The 21,012-nt window shown below is 69.7% G+C and carries 19 protein-coding genes and 2 pseudogenes; 13 read left to right on the forward strand and 8 right to left on the reverse strand.

Features of this window, described 5'->3' with window-relative positions; translation table 11 throughout:
• Window positions 1–16: 16 nt before the first annotated feature.
• The 8 genes and pseudogenes from OG776_RS40525 to OG776_RS40555 form a co-directional block, all read left to right on the forward strand.
• Window positions 17–238 (forward strand): annotated as a pseudogene (locus OG776_RS40525) (RpiB/LacA/LacB family sugar-phosphate isomerase); the annotation flags it as partial.
• 64 nt (window positions 239–302) lie between these two features.
• A complete protein-coding gene (locus tag OG776_RS40530; RefSeq protein WP_148007258.1) occupies window positions 303–1,049 on the forward strand; it encodes a phosphotransferase family protein in 747 nt (248 codons plus the stop codon).
• Window positions 1,050–1,378: 329 nt separating this feature from the next.
• Entirely contained in the window at window positions 1,379–1,654 is a 276-nt protein-coding gene (locus OG776_RS40535) for a hypothetical protein (protein ID WP_148007257.1), read from the forward strand.
• 658 nt (window positions 1,655–2,312) lie between these two features.
• Complete coding sequence (locus tag OG776_RS40540) at window positions 2,313–3,110, forward strand: hypothetical protein (protein WP_329326612.1); 798 nt, start codon at window positions 2,313–2,315, stop codon at window positions 3,108–3,110.
• Window positions 3,111–3,843: 733 nt separating this feature from the next.
• On the forward strand, window positions 3,844–4,578 hold the full coding sequence (locus OG776_RS40545; RefSeq protein ID WP_148007331.1) for an acetoacetate decarboxylase: 735 nt from the start codon (window positions 3,844–3,846) through the stop codon (window positions 4,576–4,578).
• Window positions 4,579–4,718: 140 nt separating this feature from the next.
• Window positions 4,719–5,672, forward strand: a complete 954-nt coding sequence (locus OG776_RS40550) for a 3-hydroxyacyl-CoA dehydrogenase NAD-binding domain-containing protein (RefSeq protein WP_148007330.1) — start codon at window positions 4,719–4,721, stop codon at window positions 5,670–5,672.
• A 96-nt stretch (window positions 5,673–5,768) separates the two neighbouring features.
• Window positions 5,769–5,966 (forward strand): annotated as a pseudogene (locus OG776_RS42550) (CoA transferase); the annotation flags it as partial.
• Between the two features lie 142 nt (window positions 5,967–6,108).
• Window positions 6,109–6,261 carry a hypothetical protein gene (locus tag OG776_RS40555; RefSeq protein ID WP_222723764.1) on the forward strand — a complete coding sequence of 51 codons (153 nt, stop codon included), beginning with the start codon at window positions 6,109–6,111 and terminating at the stop codon, window positions 6,259–6,261.
• Between the two features lie 125 nt (window positions 6,262–6,386).
• Here the strand turns inward: OG776_RS40555 and OG776_RS40560 are convergent, their stop codons facing one another.
• The 4 genes from OG776_RS40560 to OG776_RS40575 form a co-directional block, all read right to left on the reverse strand.
• Window positions 6,387–7,262, reverse strand: a complete 876-nt coding sequence (locus tag OG776_RS40560; RefSeq protein ID WP_148007329.1) for a PhzF family phenazine biosynthesis protein — start codon at window positions 7,260–7,262, stop codon at window positions 6,387–6,389.
• Between the two features lie 183 nt (window positions 7,263–7,445).
• On the reverse strand, window positions 7,446–8,171 hold the full coding sequence (locus OG776_RS40565) for a class I SAM-dependent methyltransferase (RefSeq protein WP_148007328.1): 726 nt from the start codon (window positions 8,169–8,171) through the stop codon (window positions 7,446–7,448).
• A 151-nt stretch (window positions 8,172–8,322) separates the two neighbouring features.
• Complete coding sequence (locus tag OG776_RS40570; RefSeq protein WP_148007327.1) at window positions 8,323–8,829, reverse strand: DUF6584 family protein; 507 nt, start codon at window positions 8,827–8,829, stop codon at window positions 8,323–8,325.
• A gap of 177 nt (window positions 8,830–9,006) precedes the next feature.
• Window positions 9,007–9,543 carry a 2'-5' RNA ligase family protein gene (locus tag OG776_RS40575; protein WP_148007326.1) on the reverse strand — a complete coding sequence of 179 codons (537 nt, stop codon included), beginning with the start codon at window positions 9,541–9,543 and terminating at the stop codon, window positions 9,007–9,009.
• A gap of 153 nt (window positions 9,544–9,696) precedes the next feature.
• On the opposite strand from OG776_RS40575, the gene OG776_RS40580 reads away from it, so the two are divergent.
• A complete protein-coding gene (locus OG776_RS40580) occupies window positions 9,697–10,542 on the forward strand; it encodes an inositol monophosphatase family protein (protein ID WP_148007325.1) in 846 nt (281 codons plus the stop codon).
• A gap of 215 nt (window positions 10,543–10,757) precedes the next feature.
• A complete protein-coding gene (locus tag OG776_RS40585) occupies window positions 10,758–11,603 on the forward strand; it encodes an MOSC domain-containing protein (protein WP_148007324.1) in 846 nt (281 codons plus the stop codon).
• Between the two features lie 112 nt (window positions 11,604–11,715).
• Here OG776_RS40585 and OG776_RS40590 read toward each other — a convergent pair whose 3' ends face one another.
• Window positions 11,716–12,720, reverse strand: a complete 1,005-nt coding sequence (locus OG776_RS40590; RefSeq protein WP_443077337.1) for an alpha/beta hydrolase — start codon at window positions 12,718–12,720, stop codon at window positions 11,716–11,718.
• 105 nt (window positions 12,721–12,825) lie between these two features.
• Here OG776_RS40590 and OG776_RS40595 point away from each other — a divergent pair, with 105 nt between their 5' ends.
• Window positions 12,826–13,704: a helix-turn-helix domain-containing protein gene (locus OG776_RS40595; protein WP_329326614.1), complete on the forward strand. Its 879-nt coding sequence runs from the start codon at window positions 12,826–12,828 to the stop codon at window positions 13,702–13,704.
• 167 nt (window positions 13,705–13,871) lie between these two features.
• Here the strand turns inward: OG776_RS40595 and OG776_RS40600 are convergent, their stop codons facing one another.
• Window positions 13,872–14,327 carry a phospholipase gene (locus tag OG776_RS40600; RefSeq protein WP_148007321.1) on the reverse strand — a complete coding sequence of 152 codons (456 nt, stop codon included), beginning with the start codon at window positions 14,325–14,327 and terminating at the stop codon, window positions 13,872–13,874.
• 293 nt (window positions 14,328–14,620) lie between these two features.
• On the opposite strand from OG776_RS40600, the gene OG776_RS40605 reads away from it, so the two are divergent.
• Window positions 14,621–15,796 (forward strand): epoxide hydrolase family protein, encoded by a 1,176-nt coding sequence (locus OG776_RS40605; RefSeq protein ID WP_148007320.1) that lies wholly within the window; start codon window positions 14,621–14,623, stop codon window positions 15,794–15,796.
• Window positions 15,797–15,879: 83 nt separating this feature from the next.
• Here the strand turns inward: OG776_RS40605 and OG776_RS40610 are convergent, their stop codons facing one another.
• Entirely contained in the window at window positions 15,880–16,671 is a 792-nt protein-coding gene (locus tag OG776_RS40610) for a TetR/AcrR family transcriptional regulator (RefSeq protein WP_329323560.1), read from the reverse strand.
• A gap of 235 nt (window positions 16,672–16,906) precedes the next feature.
• Window positions 16,907–18,577 (reverse strand): ISAzo13 family transposase, encoded by a 1,671-nt coding sequence (locus OG776_RS40615; protein WP_329323561.1) that lies wholly within the window; start codon window positions 18,575–18,577, stop codon window positions 16,907–16,909.
• A 68-nt stretch (window positions 18,578–18,645) separates the two neighbouring features.
• Between OG776_RS40615 and OG776_RS40620 the strand changes: the two genes are divergently transcribed.
• Window positions 18,646–20,883: an MMPL family transporter gene (locus OG776_RS40620; RefSeq protein WP_329326616.1), complete on the forward strand. Its 2,238-nt coding sequence runs from the start codon at window positions 18,646–18,648 to the stop codon at window positions 20,881–20,883.
• The last annotated feature ends 129 nt before the right edge of the window (window positions 20,884–21,012 follow it).

The raw sequence follows: 21,012 nt of genomic DNA on the forward strand, positions 1-21,012 counted from the left end.
CGACCCTGCCGACGAACGGGCCGTGCCGGCCTGGAACGAACAGACGGCCGCCCGTGGACGGGAACACGTCGACGCCAACGTGATCGGCATCGGTGCGCGCATGCACACCCGGGAGGAGGCGACGAAGTTCGTCGAGATCCTCCTGAAGACCCTGTATTCCGGGGACGACCGCCACGCGCGGAGCATCGCGATGCTCGACCGGTACGGGACGACGGGCGAACTCCCCGAACTCCATTGAGCCGCTCGGTCGCGCACGACAATCCCGTCGACGTCGGCGGATGTCCCCGGGATACTGGACGCCCATGGACGAGGTCGAGGTCGTGGTCGCCCATTCCGAGCGCGCCACGTTGCGGGTCGGCGACGTGTTCCTGAAGGTGGACGCCGATCAGTCGCGCATCGACGTCGAGGTCGAGGTGATGTCCCTCGCGCCGGTCCCGACCCCGGAGGTGCTGTGGCGCAAGCCGCCCGTGCTCGCGCTCGCCGCGGTCCCGGGGACGACGCTCGGGCGCCTCGGCGGACCGTCGACCGGGTCGCCGGCGGCATGGGCCGCGGCGGGCGCCGCCATCCGCAAGCTGCACGACGCGCCGCTGCCGGCCCGGGTCGGCGGGGCCGGGCGGGACATCGTCGCGCTGACGGCGGAACTCGACGACGAGTGCGAGCGCCTCGTGGCGAACGGTGTCCTGCCCGTCGACCTGGTCACCCGCAACCGCCAGGTCGCCGAAGCCGCGCTCCGGACGTGGATTCCCGCGTTCACGCACGGCGACCTGCAGATCGCGCACGTCTTCGTCGACGGCGGTGAGGTCACCGGCATCATCGACTGGTCCGAGGCGGGCCAGGGCGACGCCCTGTACGACCTCGCCACCTTCACCCTCGGGCACGAGGAGCACCTCGACGACGTCATCGCCGGTTATGGCACCGACGTCGACCTCGACGTGATCCAGGCGTGGTGGTCGTTGCGAAGCCTTCTGATTGTTCGCTGGCTGACGGAGCACGGCTTCGACCCCTTCGCGCCGGGCTGTGAGGTCGACGTGCTGAGGTCCCGGATGTGAGGCGGCGCGAACTCGACGCGATGCCGGTGGCGGAGGGGGGCCCACGTGGGCGCCGCCATTCGTGACGGGAATCGGGTGTCTGGGCCGCTCTGGTCGGCTCGTGGCAAGGAGCCCCGCGTCGTACGGTAGAGGCATCAGGTGGCGCGCCTACGCAGCACCCGCGCCCCCAGCACCCTGGGGTGATGTCCGCCTCACGTGACTGTGAAGGGCCACCCCGCGGCCACCCCGCGTCTGCCGAGCACGAGTGTGAGAGCGGCTCGGCGCCGTTCCCGGACGGTTTCCGGCGCGACACCTCAGACGCCTGAGAATCTCCGAAGGCAGGTAGGCCCATGTCCATGTCGACCCACGTCGCCGCTGCCCTTACCGGCCTGACCCTCGCATTCGGCACCGCGGCTCTCGTCGTCCCCGCCGCCCACGCGGACATTCCCGCCTGTACCCGGATGGCTGGCCAGGCTGGTGCCGGCGACAGCGGCAGCATCACGTCGGCGTGCCACCTCGGTGTGAGCGGCGACCTCCAGGGCTGCGTGAACGGACTCACCGCGGCCGGAGTACCAGGCGGGGCCGCGAACGGAGCCTGCAGACTGGCGGCCCACGAGCCCCGCTGAACCCGTCCGGAGCCGTGCTTGCGGGCGCCGCCCCCTCCCGACCGAGCGCGTGATCCCCACCGTGCCGTACGCCATCCAGTACGTGGGGGTGCGCCGCCGGGGTCGACGATGCCGGGGGGCACCGCACTTCGGCAGCAGCCGCCACACCTGGAACGAGCCGCAGCAGGCCCGCGTCGACGCCCTCGACGGGCAACGCACCCGGTCCGGCGCAGAAGTTGGCCGACCTCGACGGGCTGGGCCGGCCCGCCGCCATGTAGTTTTCGACGCGGTGGCGCCACGCTGCAAGGAGGACCGCCCGCGCCTGGCGACCGTCATCGAACGCAAGGGTGGCTGAGAGCGTTCCGGTGCGTCAGTGGGGCCCAGGCGGTTGCTTCGTGCGTCTGCGCTGGGCCCGCAGGCACCGTGGATCGGGGTCGGGGGGTGGCGGGGGCGCGACCCGACCGTGCCGAGGCGACGGCTGCGACGGCCGCGTCCTCCGGTTTGTGGAGTTCGTGGAGAGCGAGTCCGTCACGGGCGCCGAACTCCTCGTACGGCGGCGACGACCAGGTGTGAGTCCCGCGGTCACTTCGACGTCGACATGTCTTGACCAGGGGGTTCTCGTGGTTGAAAGTGGCCGTGTTGATCGACTGGGGTGGGAAGTTTGACGCAGGACGCATATGTGAGCCGCTGTGAGGAGCTCTTCGCAGTGGGCGGATTCGCGCAGGTCCGCAAGGTGGCGGAAGCGGGCCTGGACGAACTCGGGCCCGATCCCGTGCTCTACCGATGGCTCGGTCTCGCACACGCGGCGGAGGACGAGGACGACCACGACGCCGAGGCGGAGAAGGCCTACGAGGCCGGGCTCGTACGGAGCCCCGACGACCTGGGACTCCTCGTTTCCTACCTGGAGTTGTGCCTGCGGGCGGACGCGTGGACGTATCCCGGGCGCAGCCGTCGTGCGGCCTCGCTCAAGGACCGGATCGCCGTACTGGCTCCTGAGGGTTCGCCCGAGGCGGTACGGGTGGAAGAGGCGCTCAGCTGGGCGGGGCGGGGGTACTGGCAGGACGTACGCGAGAAGACGGCGACCGCGCGCGCCGAGCGGGCGGCTCTGACGTCGCACAGCGCCGAGGTCGCACAGGCCCTGGACCAAGGAGGTCAGGCGCCCGCGCATCCCGAGGACCTGCGGGCCGCCGAGGTCGCGGCCGCACTGGAACTGCTGGCCGGGCCGTGGCGAGCCCCGCTGCGGTTCATGATCCGCCATCGGGCGGCCGCGTACGTCGCCACCTTCGTGCTGGTCTTCGTCACCAACAAGGCGCTGGTGCTGAGCGGGACGGTCTCGTACAGCGTGTGGGGATGGATCTGGTACGTGCCCCTCCTGCTGGCCGACGCGAAGCTCCGCCAGGCCCGGCGGCTTGCCCGGCAGCGGGTGATCGCCGCGATGGAGACGCGGCACGCCGAAACTACCGCGGCCGCGAGCTAGGTCCGGTCGACAGACACCGCGCCAGCCGATAGGGCCGTGATCATTTGTCCGAGGTGCACCTCGCGTGCGGGGGGCTGTGGGTGGGCGTCCTGGCTGTGAGGCATTCCCTCACTGCCGGGTGCCGGCTGGTTCCGCAAGACCGTGGTGATCATCTACGGGGAACACCGCAACGGTCGGCCCCCCCTCGTGGGGACGCCCTCCCCGCGAGCCCTGGGTACTGGCGACGAGCCCGCGCCCACTACCCGCCGGCACATCCCTCCGGGGCTGACCGCGGCGCTTGTACTGGCGGCGACACGGGCATCCGTTCGCATCGCGCCGGGCACGCTGTGAAGGCCGCATAGGACCACTCGGCGCAGCGTTCCGGCGGGCTCACGGGCGCGGACCACCCTGCCACGGTTGGTGGTTCGGTCGCACCGGCCGTCGCCGGGCCAGGTCCCCTTGCGGCGCCGGCCCACCCGGCGCGGTGGCGCCCTCGGGACAGGTCGAATGGAAATGGGCGGGGCGCCAGACCCTTCTGGCGGGACCAACGGCTCGGCCCGCGAGCCCGTGGCCACAGCGTCAGCGACAGCGGCAGAGGTGCCGGTGGCGGCCGCGCACCGCGGGTGCATGGACATCCGGACCGCCCGGCTCCCGCCGAACACCCCGGGACACTCGCCCAAGGACGTGTGTATGACGGTTCATCCGCTTAATGTCGTTATGTCAATCAACGGGACGTGAGAGGCAGGCGAGTGTCATGCGCTTCGAGGACGTCGTCCACGCACCGAGCACACCACTGGACGCCCCGGCCTTTCCGGCGGGGCCGTACCGCTTCACCGACCGCGAGTACCTGAACATCACCTATCGGACGGACCCCGGCGCCCTGGAACGGGTCGTGCCGGAGCCGCTGCGGGTCGCGGAGCCACTGGTCCGCTTCGAGGTCATGCGGATGCCTGACGTCACCGGGCTGGGTGACTACACGGAGTCGGGCCAACTCGCCCTCGTCGAGTACGAAGGCGAGACGGGCGAGTACAACCTGTCCATGTACGTCGACAACTTCCCCGCGATCGCCAGCGGCCGGGAGATCGGCGCCTTCCCGAAGAAGCTCGGCCGGCCCCGGCTCCACGTCGACCAGGACACGCTCGTCGGCACGCTGGACTACGGCTCACTGCCGGTCGCCCGCGCGACCATGGGCTACAAGCACCGGCAGCTGGCCATCGAGAAGGCGCGCGAGGAGCTGACGCTGCCGACGTTCATGCTCAAGAAGCTCCCGCACTACGACGGCACCCCGCGCATCTGTGAACTCGTCCGGACCCGGATCAGCGATCTCGCGGTCAAGGGCGCCTGGAGCGGGCCCGCCCGGCTGCAGTTGATGGCCCACGCACTGGCCCCGCTGGCCGACCTGCCGGTCCTGGAGGTCGTCTCCGCCTCGCACATCCTCACCGACCTGACCCTGGGCCGCGCCCGGGTCGTCCACGACTACCTGGCCTGATCGTCGGTCGCGTCTCCCACGTCCTCACCGATCGCCGCGCCTCCCACGTCCTCGCAGCGCCCCGCGGCCTCGGGAACCGCACCTCCGCCCCACCTCCCCGTCACGTAGACGCGCCGGAAGAAGAAAAGCAGGTGTCCCGCATGTCCCAGAACGGCAGCATCGCCGGAATCAGCAAGGTCACCGTGGTCGGAGGAGGCGTCATCGGTGCCTCCTGGGCCGCGCTCTTCCTGGCCCGCGGCCTGTCCGTCACCGTCAGCGACCCGCAGCCGGGCGTCGACGAGGCCGTACGCACGTACGTCGCACAGGCCACGCCCGCGCTGAAGGCACTCGGGCTGGACACCACGTCGCTCACTGCGCGGCCGGCCTTCGAGCCGGACCTGGCGACCGCGGTCCGCGAGGCGGACCTCGTGCAGGAGAACGGCCCCGAGCGGCTGGAGATCAAGCACGAGATGTGGCAGACCATCGAGGGCGCCGCTCCGGCCGGCGCCCTGCTCGCCACGTCGACCTCGGGCATCCCCGCCACCGAGATCGCCACCGTCCTCAAGGACCCGGCACGGCTCGTCGTCGGGCACCCCTTCAACCCACCGCACCTGGTGCCGCTGGTGGAGGTCGTGCCGGGCGAGCGGACCTCCGAGGAGACGGTCGAACGGGCCCGCTCCTTCTACCGCGACCTCGGCAAGCGCCCGCAGGTGCTGCGCAAGGAGGTCCCCGGCTTCGTCGCCAACCGGCTGCAGGCGGCGATCTTCCGCGAGTGCGTGTACCTGGTGAGCGAGGGCGTCGTCACCATGCAGGAGCTCGACGACGTCGTCACCTCCTCCATCGGCCAACGGTGGGCCGTCGCCGGGCCCTTCCGCTCCTTCCACCTCGGTGGCGGTGAGGGCGGCCTGCCCCACTTCATGAGCCACCTCGGCGTCGGCATGGAGCGGCGCTGGGCCGGAATGACCCAGGAGAAGGTCGCCTTCGACGAACCCACCAGGCGACTGCTCACCGAGCAGGCCGAGGACTTCGGCGGCACGGTCGACGAACTCGCCGCCGAACGCGACCGCAAACAGATCGCCGTGATGCGGGCCCTGGGCGAGACCTTCACCCCCTGACCCGCGCGCCACCCGGACAGATCCCTCCCCACGCCACCACGGAGATCGCGGAACCCATGAGCACCGACGAACTCACCGCCCGCATCCCGCGAACTCCTGCGCGGCGCCGACATCTTCTACGCCAACCGCCGCCCCTGCTACCTGGCGGAGATCGGGCTCAGCGCCGAGGAGGCCGCGGCCGTCCGACCCGGCATCATCCACGTCAGCATCCACCTCGCCGGCGAGACCGGACCCTGGGCTCATCGCGTCGGCTTCGACCAGACCGCCGGCGCGCTCACCGGCATCATGCTCATGGAGGGCGAGGACGCCATCGCGGCAGGCCCGACCAGCACACCCGCCCTGCCGTACATCAGCACAGCAGAGCCTCGGCCTCTTCGACCGCGACCACGCCCACGCGATCGTCCTCGACCCCGACCCCGCCTCCGCGCACGCCTACTTGGACCCCGACACCTTCACCGCGGAAACGCCCTGCGGCCACTACCAGGGCGTCACCGACCAGATCGTCATGCCGGGCACCCCCGGACACTTCCGCGACATCCTTCTCCCGCGCGGCAGCAGCGCCCCGCTGTGGCTTCCCCAGCCCAACTGAGTATGCGACGCCCGCGCGTTCACGTGCCGGGACGAGCGGCCGGTCCGCGCGGCGCGACGACGTGTGCCGACGCTGCCGTGACGCCGCCGCTGCCGTCATGCCCGTGCCACCGTCATGCCCGCGGTTCAGCCGATGCGAGCTCCCGCGCCGCCCACTCGCACGCGTGTGTCGTCGGCGCGCAGCGTCACCGTGAGTTCGCCGGGGCGGCCCAGGTCAGCGCCCTGGTGCAGGGTGAGGACGGCGTCCGCCGGGACCAGGCCGAGATCACGGACGTAGGCGCCGAACGCCGCGGCTGCCGCGCCGGTGGCCGGGTCCTCGACGACCCCGCCGACGGGGAAGGGGTCACGGACGTGGAACACGGTGGCCGACTCCCGCCACACCAACTGGACCGTGGTCAGGTCCAGGCGGTGCATGAGGGCTTCGAGGCGCGCGAAATCGTAGGCGAGATCCGCGAGGCGGCCGCGCGTCGCCGCCGCGAGAACGAGATGGCGCGCACCGGCGAAGGCGATGCGGGGCGGGAAGGCAGGGTCGAGATCGGCGGCCGCCCAGTCGAGCGCGGCGATTGCCTCGACGAGGTCGACCCCGGCGATCTCCTCCATGTGCGGCTCGACGCTGGTGAGCGTGGCCCGGAGCACCCCGTCCTTCTCGGACACCTCCACCGGAACGGTCCCGGCGCGCGTCGCGAAGACCAGTTCCCCGGGACCGATCCGCTCGGCGAGGGCGACGGCTGTGGCGACGGTGGCGTGCCCGCAGAACGGCACCTCGGCCTTGGGGCTGAAGTAGCGAATGCCGTACGCCCGGTCCTTCACACCACCGAGGCCCTCCGGGGGCGCGGTCAGGAACGCGGATTCCGAGTATCCGAGGTCGGCGGCGATCGCGAGCATGTCGCCGTCGTCCAGCCCGGTGGCGTCCAGAACGACACCGGCGGGGTTTCCTCCGTCGGGGGCGCTGGAGAAAGCGGTGTATCGCAGCACCTCTGGCCTGGGCGTATTCGTCGTCATGCTGGTGGCAACGTCTGGCGGGGGCGTGGCTGTTCCCGGGCAGGGAGGCGGAGGGCGGCATCTGTCACAACGGGCCTCTCTGTCGGCCGACTTCAGGAGTTGGCCGGTGAGAATGGAGATCCAGCGGGGCGGGGCGGGGCGGTGGCCATGGGATCGCGTCCCGGGGTGTCGGCTCCCCGACGATCAGGGCCGTCGTGCCAGGAAGACGAATTCCCTTCCGGGCCGGTCAGGAGCTTCGCGCACGTCATCCAGCACAAAGCCGTGTGTGATCAGATCCCGTTCCACCTCATTCCGCTCTCGGAATCGCAGTGTCGAGTCCGAGGTCAGCACCTGTCCGTCCGACGCGAACACATAGACCTGGCGGAACGTCACGAGCGGCGCACTGACATCGAGCAACTCGACCCAGTACTCGACCGATCCGGCGCCGGGGATCTCCGAGACGCGGTACGAGTACTCGCGGGTCCACTCCTCCCAGGCGCGCGCGGCCGGATCACGGGTCTCGAAGGCCAGCCCGCCGCCGGGCCGCAGTGCCTGACGGGCTCCGCGCAGCGTCTCCTGCCACCCGCGCGGATCGACGATGGCCTGCGCCACGTTCGCCGTCATCGTCGTCAGGTCGACCTGCAGCGGCGGGAGGTCCGCCGCCTCACCACAGATCCAGCGGACGCGTTCACCGCCCGCCTTGCCGCGAGCCACAGCAATGGAGGCCGGGGCGGGATCGATCCCGACGACCTCGATCCCGCGGGCGGCCAGGAGGAGCGCGAACACTCCCGTCCCGCAACCGATGTCCAGCACCTGACGCGCCCTGAACTCCTCAGCCATCCGAACATACGCATCGAGATCGCCGCGGTCCGGTTCGAGCGGATCGTAGATCGCGGCGAGCCGTGGATGCGCGAAGCAGTCGTCTACCATGCCGCTGAACGTAGGGGGAGCCGGGCCCGGGAGCCAGGCGAGTTCTGCCCGAACCGCGCTTTTGGGTGCGGAAGTTGACGGATGCCAAGGCGTCCGTTTCCGGAGCGTCACGACGCCCCGAGCGCACCTCCACGGCTTCCGACGCCCTGAATCAGTCGAAGAGAGCGACGAGTCCGTTCACCCAGATCGCGAGGAACGCGAGGGTCGCCACGAGGCATCCAGCCCCCGCCAGGAAGCCGGCAACGGCGGATCCCCTGCCGTCGCCCACTTCGACAGTTGGCACGCTCTCCCGTGCGACGGCACGTCCCGTGACATGGGAGCAGTCTTCCCTGACGGCGACAAGTTGCTCTCTGGCAAAGGCAGATGGGGCGGGCGCCTCCGGGCCCCGCCACGCAAGGGCCCGCATACGCCGCTGAGCCGTGGGGTACCTCCGCTCGAAGGCGATGGTCTCGTCTGTGTCCCGGTCCTGTTCGAGGTACATCCAGCGTCCCGCTTCCGCGGGCTCTCCGTACAGGCGGTACACCTCGGCCAGACGTCGGCGGAGCGCCAGATCGTTCGGAAAGGAGGAGACCAGTCCGCGCAGGCGCTGACGCGCGACAGGAATCCGACCGGCGGCCAGGTCCGCATCGACTCGGGCGAGGGTGTCTCTCAGGGGCATGCACGCATGATCGGTTACCGCACTGATCCACGTCGACCTCATTTGTCACTCGGCACCCGCTCCGCGCCGACGGCATCGACTGAGCGTCTGACAGGACGGGACACCAACAGCCGTGGGCCGGCGGTCCTGGGCCGGAACTCCTCAGCAGCGTAAGAACCTTGCAGGCGCGGAGCATGCTCACCGGAGCGAGAACGACGCCTTCCGTTGCCACCGTGTTCCGTCATGGACCATGAGGTCGACCGTGGAGACATGGGCAGTTACGGGCAGTCGGCTCTGAAGGTCGGCCTCGGCCTGTGCCAGCACGGCGTCCTCCTGGCCCTGAGCTACCGTCAGATGCGGGACGAGTTCATCGAACCGGCCGCCGAACGGTGGGGTCTCCGGCCACCGGTCCGCGATCGCTTCGGTGAGTCGGCGGAACGGAGCGGCGGGTTCGGGGACGGCGTACAAGATGCCTGGGAATCGACCGCAGTGCCCGAACCGGGTCTCGAAGGGCCGGTGACGCCCGATCACTTCTCCGATGGCAGCGCAGGCAGCCTCGTCGATACGGCTCGCGTCGAGAAACGGGAAGAGGACCGTGACATGGGCCGGAACACCCGCACGGGCCGAAGGGTCCAGACGCTCGCGCCATGCTCGAACAGCGAGTTCCGCCTCGGGGATCCTCACGATGAGCCCCGACTGCCCTGCCGGAAACGCCACCGAGTTGTCGTCCGTCATCGTCGGCATCCATCAGGGAGCGCGTGGCTCCGCTCCCGTCACTCTCTCCTGAACAGCGCCGCCGCTACCCCGGCAGACTGCGCGTTCCCGACCTTACGGCACTCGCGGAGTCATGTTGTACTGCGGACCGGTGTTTCGTGACAGGCTCACCGGATGGATCACGCATTCGACGTTCCGCCCGCGGATGGAGAACTCCTCGACTTCGCCGTCGGCTTGGCCGCGCGGGCCGGTCAGGTGTCCGCCCAGGGCTTCTTCGGAGAGTGGGGAAGTCGCCGCAAGGAGGACGGCAGCGAGGTCACCGAGATCGACCTCGCAGTCGAAGAGCTGGTCAGGGACGAGCTGGCCCGCCGTGTGCCGGAGGACGGCATTTTCGGAGAGGAGAAGGGCTCGACCGCCGGGGTGTCAGGTCGACGATGGATCATCGATCCCATCAACGGCACCACGTCGTTCACTCGCCGGTGGCCGCTGTTCTCGAACGACATCGCCTACGAGGACGAGTACGGTCCCGCTGTCGGGGTGATCAACATGCCCATGAGCCGACAGATGGTCGCAGCCGGACGGGGGCTGGGCTGCTGGGTGATGACCGGGGAGAGCCCCGACCTGAAGTCGGGCCACCTCGCCCGAGTCACCCGGCGAACCAGCGCCCGTGGAGCGAGGACTCAGGCACTCAATCCGGCCGGCTGGCCCGAGGAGCTCCTGACGGCTCTCCATCGTCAGGTGTTCCTGATGGCGTCGATGGGCTGCATCGTCGACCTCGTCACCGGTCGCGCGGACGCCGTCGTGATCGCCGGACCACCCATGGGCTACGAGGACGTGGCCCCTATGCCCGTCATTGTTTCGGAGGCCGGCGGCCAGGTGACGGACCTTGGCGGCGGCCCCGTATTGGAGGGCGACATGACGGTACTGGCCACCAACGGTCTCCTCCACGATGCGATCCTGAACCTGGTGGAAGGCGTGCCACGAAGCCGAGACCTGTATGCCCTCGACGACGGCGTGTAACACGACAGGGTGCCGACGCTGAAGTTCACTCCGCAATGGTCAGCGAGTCGCGCTCGACGTGCCGGCGCGGCCCTCGTTCGGACGAGTTCAGTCGATGCGTTGGCAGTTGGGCATCCAAGATCGCCGTTCGGAGCCGGTCTGCCCGTTCCCCAGAGGATGAGAGCCCCGTCGATGATCTGGTCGCGATGTCGTGGACGGTGCCATGATTGATCTCCATGGGGACCGTAGCCGCGTTGTACCGGTATCCGGTGAAGTCCACGCTGGGGGAGTCATTGCTCTCCGTGACCGTGACGCCCGCGGGGCTCACCGGGGACCGGAGCTTCGCCGTCATGGATGACGGGGGCGCGATCGGGAGCGCCAAGCATCCGCGCAAGTGGGGAGAACTGCTGCGCTGCCGAAGCCGGTTGACCGACAGTGGTGAGGTCCGGGTCGAACTGCCCGACGGGGTGAACCTCCCGGCGGGAGACCCCGATCTGGACGCGCGGCTGTCCAAGCTGCTGGGCCGGCAGGTGTTCGTCTCGGACAGTGCCCCGCCGGACAGCACACTGGAGCGCGCCGTGCCCGGGTACGAGGGCGGTGTCCCGGACGTCGTGCGGGCGACGGCCTCCGTGGACGGTACGGGTGAGGCGATCACCGTCGGCAAGGTCGCCGCGGGCACGTTCTTCGACTTCGGCAGAGTCCACCTCGTCACGACGTCCTCCCTGGCGGGTCTCCGCGCCCGGTTTCCCGACATCGACTTCGATCCCCGCCGTTTCCGGCCGAACCTGGTCGTCGACACCGGCAGTGGGCACGGGTTCGTGGAGGACACCTGGGTGAACTGCCGGGTCCGTGTGGGAGAGGCACTGTTTCTCGTGGTGGTGCCCACACCCCGCTGTGTGGTGCCCACCCTCGGCCATGACGAGCTGGGAGCCGATACCGCCATCATGCGTGCGATCGCCCACGCACACCGCGTACCCGTCTTCGACCTGGGGCGGCTGGCCTGCCTCGGGGTGTACCTGGACGTACTGGAGCCAGGGACGGTACGGCTGGGTGACCCGATCACCCGGCAGGCCCCGTCGTGATCGGGTGACAGACGGGGGACGGGGGACCGTCACCCCACAGAACGCCCGGGTTCGTGGCGGTGCCGTCCGACGACGGCGTCGACCGCCCGACTCACCTTCCAGCAGGGTGCGTTCAGGCCCGCTGGTCCAGGGACTCGGTGAAGAAGGTGGCGAGCTTCTCTACGGCAGGGTCCACGTACTGCTTCCTGTCGTAGAGATCCACGTGACTCGCGCCGTCGATCCAGTACAGCTCCTTGGGTCCGGTGGCCCGCTGGAAGGCCTCGACACTCATCCACGCGGTGACGGCGCGCGATCCCGCGATCATGAGCAGCGGCCGTCCGCCGATCAGGGGCACCGAGGCGAAGGCGTCGAACGTCGCCATCCTGTCGATGCTCGGCCAGGTGAAGAAGCTCGCGGAGCGATCATGCCGGCCCCTCGGGGTGCGGTAGTACTCGAAGCCCTCGGCGCCGTGGTCCCCGCCGAGGACGCGGGCTTCGTCGGCGGTGTCGGGGAACAGCACCAGGATTGGTGGCTCCTCACCTCGGGCCTCTACGGTGCGCGCCCGCGCGGCGGCGTCCAGCATCCCCTGGAACACGGCCGGATCCTGTGTTCCGTCCGCCCCCAGACGGAACTGACGGGCCACGTCGACGGCACTGACCGTTGCGACAGCCCTGATGCGGTGACCGCCCGCGGTGGCGGCGAGCGCGTAGCCACCGGAGGCGCAGATCCCCAGAGCGCCGATGCGTTCCGTGTCGACCTCACTGCGTGTGGTGAGGAAGGAGACGGCGGCCTTGAGGTCCTCGACGCGCTGGGCCGGGTCCTCCAGACCGCGGGGCTCGCCCCCGCTCTCGCCTTGATGGGCGGCGTCGAACGCGATCGTGACGAACCCCTGCTCCGCCAGGCGCCGCGCGTACAGGCCGGCGGCCTGCTCCTTCACCCCGCTGCCGGGGTGGCCGACGACGACGGCCGGACGGGGACCCGTCGCCGGTGTGTCGGGGGTGTAGAGATCGCCGACGAGCGGAATGCCGGCGCTGTCGAAGACAACGGTGGTCTTGGTCACGGGATGCTCCGTTCTCACTGTCTCAGCGGAGCCCCGCGTGTTCCTGCAAGGCTCCGCGCCCGGTCTCGACCCGGGCACGTCCCCACGTTCGGCGCTGCCGCGGACGCGCGAAAGAGGCAGGTCCTTGCCCGGGAAGGAACCTGCCCCCTCACCCAGGGCTGCGCACGCGTGACAATGGAGAGCATGACGTCGGCATCTGATTCCCGCGGACTCGGCGCCTTCCTGAGAGCCCGCCGAGCACAGCTGACACCCGAGATGTACGGGCTGCCCGCGACGGACTCGCCCCGCAAGGTCGCGGGTCTGCGCCGTGAGGAGGTCGCGCGGCTCGCGGCGATCAGCGTCGACTACTACACACGACTGGAGCAGGGCCGTGTCCGGGCGTCCGCGTCGGTGCTCGTCACCCTGACCCGCGCGCTGCGCCTCGACGACGATCAGCAGAGGTATCTGTACGAACTCGCCGGGAGGACCGACGCACGGCCCCGCCGACGGCGCCCCGCCCAGACCGTACGGCCCGCCATGCGACGCCTGCTCGACCAGCTCACCGGAACCCCGGCCGTCGTCCTCGGCAGACGCCTGGACATCCTGGCCTGGAACCCCGCGGCGGCGGCCTTGTACACGGACTTCTCGTCGCTGCCGGCCGCCCGACGCAACTACGTGAATCCGTTGTTCACGGACCCGGTCATCCGTGGCATGCACCTGGAGTGGGAGCACGACGCCCGAGACGCCGTGGCCGCGCTGCGCATGGAGGCCGCGACCGATCCCGACGACCCCGAACTCACGCGCCTCGTAGGCAAGTTGTCTGCACAGGATCCCGACTTCCGCTCCTGGTGGGCGGAACACCGGGTGATCAGCTCCGGATACGGCACCAAGCACTACCGGCATGGGCTGGTGGGAGATCTCCGACTGGACTGCGACACGTGGAACAGCCCCGACGGGTCGGGACAACGACTCATGGTCCTGACCGCCGAGGTGGGCAGCCCGTCGTACGACGCACTGCGGATCCTCGCGTCATGGACGGCCGGACGACCGGACACCCACGGGGTGAAGGACCGCACCTCGTGAACGGGACCTGGATCTCGGGAACTCGACCTCAGGGAGAGGACCCCATCTTCCCCACCGGGCACCGCGGTTGAACGTAGGACGCGCTTTCCGCCGGGGAGCGGACCGGGCGGAGCGGGTCACGAGAGGTCCGGCCTGCCTCGCGACCCGCCGCGCCCCGGACGGGCCGGTCAGCCGAAGGCCTTGACCGCCTGGTAGTAGGTCCACGCGGTGCCGTCGCACGCGGTCTTCGTCGCGCCGGTGTAGTTCAGGCACACGCGCTTGAGGTCCTCGTAGAGGGCGCTGTCGAGGCGGGACTTGTTGGTGGAGAAGGTGCCCGCGGCCTTGTAGTTGCGGTAGCCGAAGTCGTGCCGTGCGCAGGAGGTGGCGAAGGGGAAGCCGAAGGGGTTGTCGGGGGAGGAGGAGCAGTAGTCCGTGGACCAGTCGAACTGGTAGGCCGCGTAGGCGGCTTGGTTCGAGCGGGCGGCCACCCAGGTGTTGTAGCTGGACGCGCTGGTCTGCGTCCAGTTCGACAGGACCTGTGCCTTGTCGGCGGGGGCGGCGGCCTGAGCGGTGCTCGCGGCACCGACGAGGGCGACGAGGGACAGGCTGGACGCGGTGAGAGCGGTGGCGAGTCTTCGGCGCATTCCACACCTCCACGAAGCTGCGGCCCGCCAGTCGGGCCGCAGGTGCATGACAATCAGGATCGGTCGGGCGGGCGCGCTTGCATAGATCTTGGTGGTTCAACGTGGAATGAATTCTGATGTGTACACAGGGGAGTTGCGGGTGGCGCCGTCCGGCGAGGTGGCGCGGGACCGACTCGACAGGACGGCAGAGTGTGTCGAGCCTCCTGCCACGCGGTGACGCACGTGGCTGCCGAGGCGTGTGTGGCAGGCGGGTCCGCTACGGTGATCGTCTCCGACGCGTTAGCATGCGTGGCATGTCGGACGTATCGCCTCACCTCGAGTCATACACCCCGCAGGCCGAGCGCGCGGCGCTCGAGGATCTCCGGACACGGCTGCGCGCGACACGCTGGCCGGACGCGCCCGAGGACGCGGGGTGGGCCCTCGGCACCGACATCACCTATCTCCGTGAGCTCGTCGCACACTGGGCGGACGGATTCGACTGGGCCGCGCAGGAGGCGGCGCTCGCCCGGCTGCCCCGCTTCCGCACCCGGCTCGGCGGCCTGGGGATCCATTTCGTGCACGCGCGGGCCGTCGCCCCGACCGGTTCCGTCCTGCCTCTGGTCCTCAGCCACGGCTGGCCCGACTCGTTCTGGCGCTACTCGAAGGTCGTCCCGCTCCTGACCGACCCCGGCGCGCACGGGGGCGACCCGGCCGACGCGTTCGACGTGGTCGTGCCGGACATGCCCGGCTACGGGTATTCCGACCGGCCCACCGGTCCGCCGCTCGACTCGATCGCGGTCGCCGGTCTGTGGGCCGAACTCATGAGTGCGCTCGGCTACGACAGATTCGGCGCGGCGGGCGGGGACGTCGGCAGCCACGTGAGTCGCTACCTCGCCCTCGACCACCCCGACCGGGTCGTGGCCGTCCACCGGATGGACGGAGGGCTGCCCGTCCGCACGGTCGATCACGCCGAACTCGCCCCCGAGGAGCGCGAATGGTTCGACGAGGTCGCGGCCTGGGGCGGGAGCGAGGGAGCCTACGGTGCCATCCACCGTACGAAGCCGCAGACCGCCGCCGTCGGACTCACCGACTCGCCGGCCGGTCTTGCCGCATGGATCGTCGAGAAGCTCCGGGCGTGGAGCGACTGCGACGGACACGTCGAGCGGAGCTTCACGAAGGACGAGATCCTGACGAACATCACCCTCTACTGGCTGACGGGCACGATCGGTTCGTCGATGCGGATGTACCACGCGAACGCCGCGATCCCGCCTGGGCAACTGGCCCGCCGGGTCGAGGTGCCGTCCGGCTTCTCGCTGTTCCGCGGCGACATCGTCCGCCCGCCGAGGGCCTGGCTCGAGCGCACGGCGAACGTCGTGTATCTCAATGAGCCCGCACGCGGCGGTCACTTCGCGCCGTTCGAGGAACCTGAGCTGTACGCGGAGGAACTGCGGGCGTTCTTCCGCCCGTACCGAGCGCCCGCGATGGACTGAGCGCGCCGCCTCCCCCCTCTCCCTGGTGACCGATGAACGGACGGGAGGGAAGGCCCAGGGGGATCGTCTTCCTGCCGGGCGAATCACGGACGGGTGGCGGGGGCTTCTCCTGTCTCTGGCGGGTTCGCCGTTGCCGTGCCCGTGCCGGCGGCGGGAATCCTGCTGTGGATGTCCTGGAACAGGTTCCGCATCGCCATACGGAAGATCTCCGCCTGGTGGTCACCGAGGAACGAGGTGTGTCCGAACACCTCCAGGACGACCATGCCGTGCATGTGTCCCCAGGCGCTCATCACGAGAGCGGTCGCGGCCGGAGGCAGTTCCCGCACGCCGGTCGGTGGCAACTGGTCCAGATAGGAGAGAAGTTCGGCCGAGAGACCAGGGGCTTCCGCAGCCGCGAGCTGGGCGGTGGTGAACCCCGCGAACATCTCGCGCTCGAAGATCGCGCTCATCCGCCGCACGGCCTGGGTGGTCGGGCCCTCGACGGGAGCCGCGTAGTACCGCAGCGGGGTCCCGTAGAGAAGCTGGAAACGCTCGGGATGAGCGACGGCCCACTGGCGGTACCCCTCGGCCGCGACGAGCACACGCTCCCCGGGCGAGCCGTCGGGGACGGCGTCGACAGCGGCCTGCACGGCTTCGGCCAAGGCGTCGTAAGCCTTGACGATGAGCGCCGTGACGAGCTCGTCCCGGCTCGGGAAGTAGTGATAGAGCGCCTGCACGGTCATGCCCAGGCTCCGCGCGACGGCGCGCAACGACAGGGCGGCGGGCCCGTGTTCGGCGATCTGGTGCTCAGCCGCCTCCAGGATCTCCCGCGTTGCCGCCGCCCGCCGCCGGTCGCGCAGTGACATCGGGGCGGCCATGACTTCCTCAGTGGACATGCGACGACCGTACGGCAGCAACTCCATGCGCGGCGGCCGAAGTTGTAGACTGTGAGAAAAATCTGACACTGCCAAATCTTCCTCCGTCTCACTAGCGTCGTGTCGGCGACGGGATGCGCCATCGCATCCGCCCCGGCCGGGACGAACAGGCGCCGTGCGGGCCCGCATCGGGCCCGCTCCGGGCGCCGGTTGCCTGATCTTGTTCCACGCAAGGACGCGAAGGGCCCGCAGAGAATCAACATGCTGATTTGGTCTCCGTGGGGCTGCTGTTTGCGAGGAACGCGGTGACGTCAGCGGGTGTCCGGAACCTGGCTGTCGAGGATGGAACGGTGTAACCGTGCTCGGAGAGGAGGGGCTGGACTTGGCGCACGGCCCTGGTAAGGGTGCTGCCGTTGACTCCGAAAAGCTGGGCGAGCAGGTCTCGGGTGCCAAGTTTGCGCAGGTAGAGCACGGTGGCCAGCACCCTGTCGGCGGTGGTCAGCCTGTCCTGGGCCCCCGCACCGCGAGCGCGGATGCGTTCGCCTCCTCTTTGCTGGAGCCGTGCCTGCTCACGTAACTCCTCCAGCTTCTCGGCTAGTTGGTTGACGAGCTCGTCCAGCGCTGGTTCGGGCATGCCGGTCAGCTCCGGGTTGCGCAGACATCCCCTGCAGGGCCCCGGGGGCGAGCATCCGGCTGATGCGTTGGCGTTGTCGCGAGGCTGTGGGTGGAGGGTGTAATTCCAGTCGCCGTGGAAGCGATGCCGGTGCAAGGGCAGAGCATCGATATCGCTGTCGGTGACCTTGATGCCAGTGTCGTAGGTGCCCGGGTCGAGTTCGGCGTGGACTCTCAGCCCGGTGCGGGTGGTGGTCGCCGCGATGCTGTTCACGATGACGTCGTGGCTGGTCAGCGGGCGGCCTCGCCAGTTCATGCTGATGTGGGAGAACAGCCGGTGTTCGATCTTGTTCCACTTCGAGGTGCCCGGCGGCATGTGGCAGACCGTGATGTCCAGGCCCGTCTCGGCGGCAAGGGCTGAGAGTTCGGTCTTCCAAGCGCGGGTGCGGTATCCGTTGGACCCGCCGGCGTCCGCGGTGATCAGCAAACGGGTGGCGGCAGGGTAGTCGTGCCGACCGCGGGCCTGCCACCAACGGCGGATGGAGGCAACAGCGAACGCTGCGGTGTCATGATCGGTGCCGACACTGACCCAGCCGGTGTTCGCGGCGATGTCGTAGATCCCGTACGGGATCGCCTTTCCCGGTCCCTGCCGGTCCAGGAAATCGTGCGTCTTGACCAGCACCGGCTCACCGGCAGGCCGCCATTGGTGGCCCGCGTTCTTGTAGTCGCCTACCAGCTCCTTCTTCTTGGTGTCCACGCTGATCACCGGCTGTCCGCCGTCGATGTGCTGGCTGGCCCGCTCGTTGATGTAGCGGAACTGGGCGTCCCGGTCCGGGTGTTGCTTGCCCTCGATGGTCTTGGCACCAGCCTGCAGGCTGAAGCCCTCCTCACGCAGCAGGTCCCCGACCGTGTCCGCACTCACCCTGTGCCCCTGGCGGGAGAGCTCAGCCGCGAGATTCCTGGTCGACTTCACCGTCCAACGCAACGGCGACATCGGATCGCCTCGTTCATCGGGTTCCACCAGTGCCAGCAGTGCGAGCCGCAGCCCCGGATCAAGGTCCACGGCCTTCTTGCGGCCACCACCGGGCCTGCGTACCCGGCCCAGAGGTTCGTCGCCGGCCTCCAGCTCGCTCACGCCCTTGCGGACCGTCGTCTCACTGACCTCGGCCGCCCGGGCAACCGCCCGGATACCACCGTGCCCCAGGACCCGGGCCTCGGCCCCCATCAGCAGCCGCCGCTGCCGCTCATCAAGGTGCGGGAACAACACCCCGAACTTCACAGCGAGTTGACTTCGGACCTCATCGGAGACGCTCATACCACAACAACGAGCCGCATCACGGGAAGCAACACCTTGATTCTCTGCGAGCCCGAAGGAGATCGTGCGTGTTTGAACGCATAGCCGAACTGGTGATCCGCCGGTCCCGGCTGGTACTGGTCGTCGCCGCAGCGGCCATGGCCCTCATGGGAGCCGTGGGCGCCGGCGCGTTCGGCAAGTTGCTCGGGGGCGGCTACGACGATCCGGCCTCCTCGTCCAGCCGCGCCTTGGAAGTCATCGACAAGAAGTTCGGCGGGGAGACGAACCTCGTCCTGCTGGTGCGTCCGTCGGAGGGCCGCGTCGACGCACCGGCGGCCCGGCACACCGGCCTCGCCCTGGTGGCCGAGCTCAAGAAGGAGCGAAACCTGGGGAACGTGGTCTCGTACTGGGACACGTCCAGCGCCGATCTCCGTTCCCAGGACAGTCGTGAGGCACTGGTGCTCGCCCATGTGAAGGGCGACGGCACCGAACGGGACGAGAACGCCAAGGCCGTCATCGACGCCTACGCCGGATCGTACGAGGGCACACTCGCGGTCCGGGCCGGTGGCGGCGCCGCCGTGACCAGCGAGATGGGGAAGCAGTCGGGTGAGGATCTCGTGCTGGCCGAGTCCATCGCCGTACCGCTCACGCTGGTCCTGCTCCTGCTGGTCTTCGGGAGCGCCGTCGCGGCGCTGCTGCCCCTGGCGATCGGAGCCATCGCCATCACGGGCACGTTCGCGGAACTCTTCGTGCTCGGCAGCGTCACCGATGTCTCCGTCTTCGCGGTCAACCTCACCACGGCACTCGGCCTGGGTCTCGGCATCGACTACGCCCTGCTGATGGTGAGCCGCTTCCGGGAACAACTCGCCTCGGGGGCGAGCGTGGACGACGCGGTCCGGCGCACGGTGAGCACCGCGGGCCGCACCATCGCGTTCTCCGCGGCGACGGTCGCCGCGGCGCTCGGAGCCCTCCTGGTGTTCCCGCAGTACTTCCTGCGCTCCTTCGGCTACGCCGGCGTCGGTGTCGTCGCCATCGCCGCCGTCAGCACTCTGTTCGTCATGCCCGCCCTGTTCGTGGTCCTCGGCCACCGCGTCAACAGCGGTCGGCTGCCGTGGGCGAAGCCCCGGCGCACCGACACCCGCCTGCCGGCGTGGGGACGGCTCGCCCGCACCGTCATGAGGCGCCCGGCACTCACCGCGCTCCCCGTGCTCGCGGTCCTGCTGCTGGCGGCGAGCCCATTGCTCGGAATCTCCTTCGGCACACCCGACGAACGCGTGCTGCCCGAGGACGCCCACAGCCGCCAGGTCGCCTCGGCACTGAGGAAGAACTTCAACGGCAGCGACGACGCCGCCCTCCACATCGTCATCGACAAGCCGGTCGGCGACACCCCGTTGGCGTCCTACGCGGTCGCACTGTCCGAACTCGAAGGCGTCGTCCACGTCGAGACGAGCACGGGCACCTACGCCGAGGGACGGTCCACGGCGACGGGCCCCGGCAGTGCCGCGCTCGGCCGCCCCGGCGCACAGCAGATCAACGTGGTGAGCGGCCTGCCGCCGAAGTCGACGCAAGCGCAGCGCCTGGTCGACCAGGTGAGGGCGGTCACCCCGCCCGCCGGAACGCGGCCCTTGGTGGGCGGAACCGACGCGGTACTGGTCGACGCCAAGGACTCCATCGCGGGGAGACTCCCGCTCGCGGTCGCTCTGGTCGCCCTCACCACCTTTCTCCTGCTCTTCCTGTTCACCGGCAGCGTCGTGCAGCCGCTGCGCGCGCTGGTCCTCAACCTGATCAGCCTCGGAGCCACCCTCGGCGTCATGACCTGGATCTTCCAGGACGGCCACCTCTCCTCCCTGCTCGGCTTCACCGCGCAGCCGATGGAGGTGTCGATGACGGTCCTGATGTTCTGCATCGCCTTCGGCCTCTCGATGGACTACGAGGTCTTCGTCACCAGCCGGATCAAGGAACTCCACGAGTCCGGCGAGGACAACGAGTCGGCCGTGGCCAACGGACTCGGGCACACAGGACGCATCGTCAGCGCGGCCGCCTGTCTGCTCGCGGTGAGCTTCTTCGCCTTCGGGACGGCCAAGCTCAGCTTCATGCAGATGTTCGGACTGGGCAGCGGACTCGCCGTCCTCATCGACGCCGTGGCCGTACGCGGCATCCTCGTACCCGCCGCGATGCGCGTCCTCGGGCGCTCGGCCTGGTACGCGCCCACCTTCCTGCGGAGGTTCCACGCACGGTACGGCCTCAGCGAAGGCGGACCCGGGCACACGGCTCTGAACGAGCCCGCGGCTGAAGCCTCGTACGCGAAGAGGACGACGGAGGTCTGATCGGGCCGGTTGGGCCGGACCGCGCGCGCATGCCCGCCTCCTCGAGTGGAGGCGGGCATCGGCGTAGGGAGGCGGGCACCGTCGTGAGGAGAGTCCCGGCGGCAACTCGTCCCGACCAAGGGGTGGTCG

It is taken from the genome of Streptomyces sp. NBC_01689 (assembly GCF_036250675.1).
GTDB lineage: Bacteria > Actinomycetota > Actinomycetes > Streptomycetales > Streptomycetaceae > Streptomyces.

Excerpts from the sequence above, each read along its gene's own strand:
- OG776_RS40530 (WP_148007258.1), top strand. The coding sequence starts at position 303 with ATGGACGAGGTCGAGGTCGTGGTCGCCCATTCCGAGCGCGCCACGTTG.
- OG776_RS40535 (WP_148007257.1), top strand. The coding sequence starts at position 1,379 with ATGTCCATGTCGACCCACGTCGCCGCTGCCCTTACCGGCCTGACCCTC.
- OG776_RS40545 (WP_148007331.1), top strand. The coding sequence starts at position 3,844 with ATGCGCTTCGAGGACGTCGTCCACGCACCGAGCACACCACTGGACGCC.
- OG776_RS40550 (WP_148007330.1), top strand. The coding sequence starts at position 4,719 with ATGTCCCAGAACGGCAGCATCGCCGGAATCAGCAAGGTCACCGTGGTC.
- OG776_RS40560 (WP_148007329.1), bottom strand. The coding sequence starts at position 7,262 with ATGACGACGAATACGCCCAGGCCAGAGGTGCTGCGATACACCGCTTTC.
- OG776_RS40565 (WP_148007328.1), bottom strand. The coding sequence starts at position 8,171 with ATGGTAGACGACTGCTTCGCGCATCCACGGCTCGCCGCGATCTACGAT.
- OG776_RS40570 (WP_148007327.1), bottom strand. The coding sequence starts at position 8,829 with ATGCCCCTGAGAGACACCCTCGCCCGAGTCGATGCGGACCTGGCCGCC.
- OG776_RS40575 (WP_148007326.1), bottom strand. The coding sequence starts at position 9,543 with ATGACGGACGACAACTCGGTGGCGTTTCCGGCAGGGCAGTCGGGGCTC.
- OG776_RS40580 (WP_148007325.1), top strand. The coding sequence starts at position 9,697 with ATGGATCACGCATTCGACGTTCCGCCCGCGGATGGAGAACTCCTCGAC.
- OG776_RS40585 (WP_148007324.1), top strand. The coding sequence starts at position 10,758 with ATGGGGACCGTAGCCGCGTTGTACCGGTATCCGGTGAAGTCCACGCTG.
- OG776_RS40595 (WP_329326614.1), top strand. The coding sequence starts at position 12,826 with ATGACGTCGGCATCTGATTCCCGCGGACTCGGCGCCTTCCTGAGAGCC.
- OG776_RS40600 (WP_148007321.1), bottom strand. The coding sequence starts at position 14,327 with ATGCGCCGAAGACTCGCCACCGCTCTCACCGCGTCCAGCCTGTCCCTC.
- OG776_RS40605 (WP_148007320.1), top strand. The coding sequence starts at position 14,621 with ATGTCGGACGTATCGCCTCACCTCGAGTCATACACCCCGCAGGCCGAG.
- OG776_RS40610 (WP_329323560.1), bottom strand. The coding sequence starts at position 16,671 with ATGTCCACTGAGGAAGTCATGGCCGCCCCGATGTCACTGCGCGACCGG.
- OG776_RS40615 (WP_329323561.1), bottom strand. The coding sequence starts at position 18,577 with ATGAGCGTCTCCGATGAGGTCCGAAGTCAACTCGCTGTGAAGTTCGGG.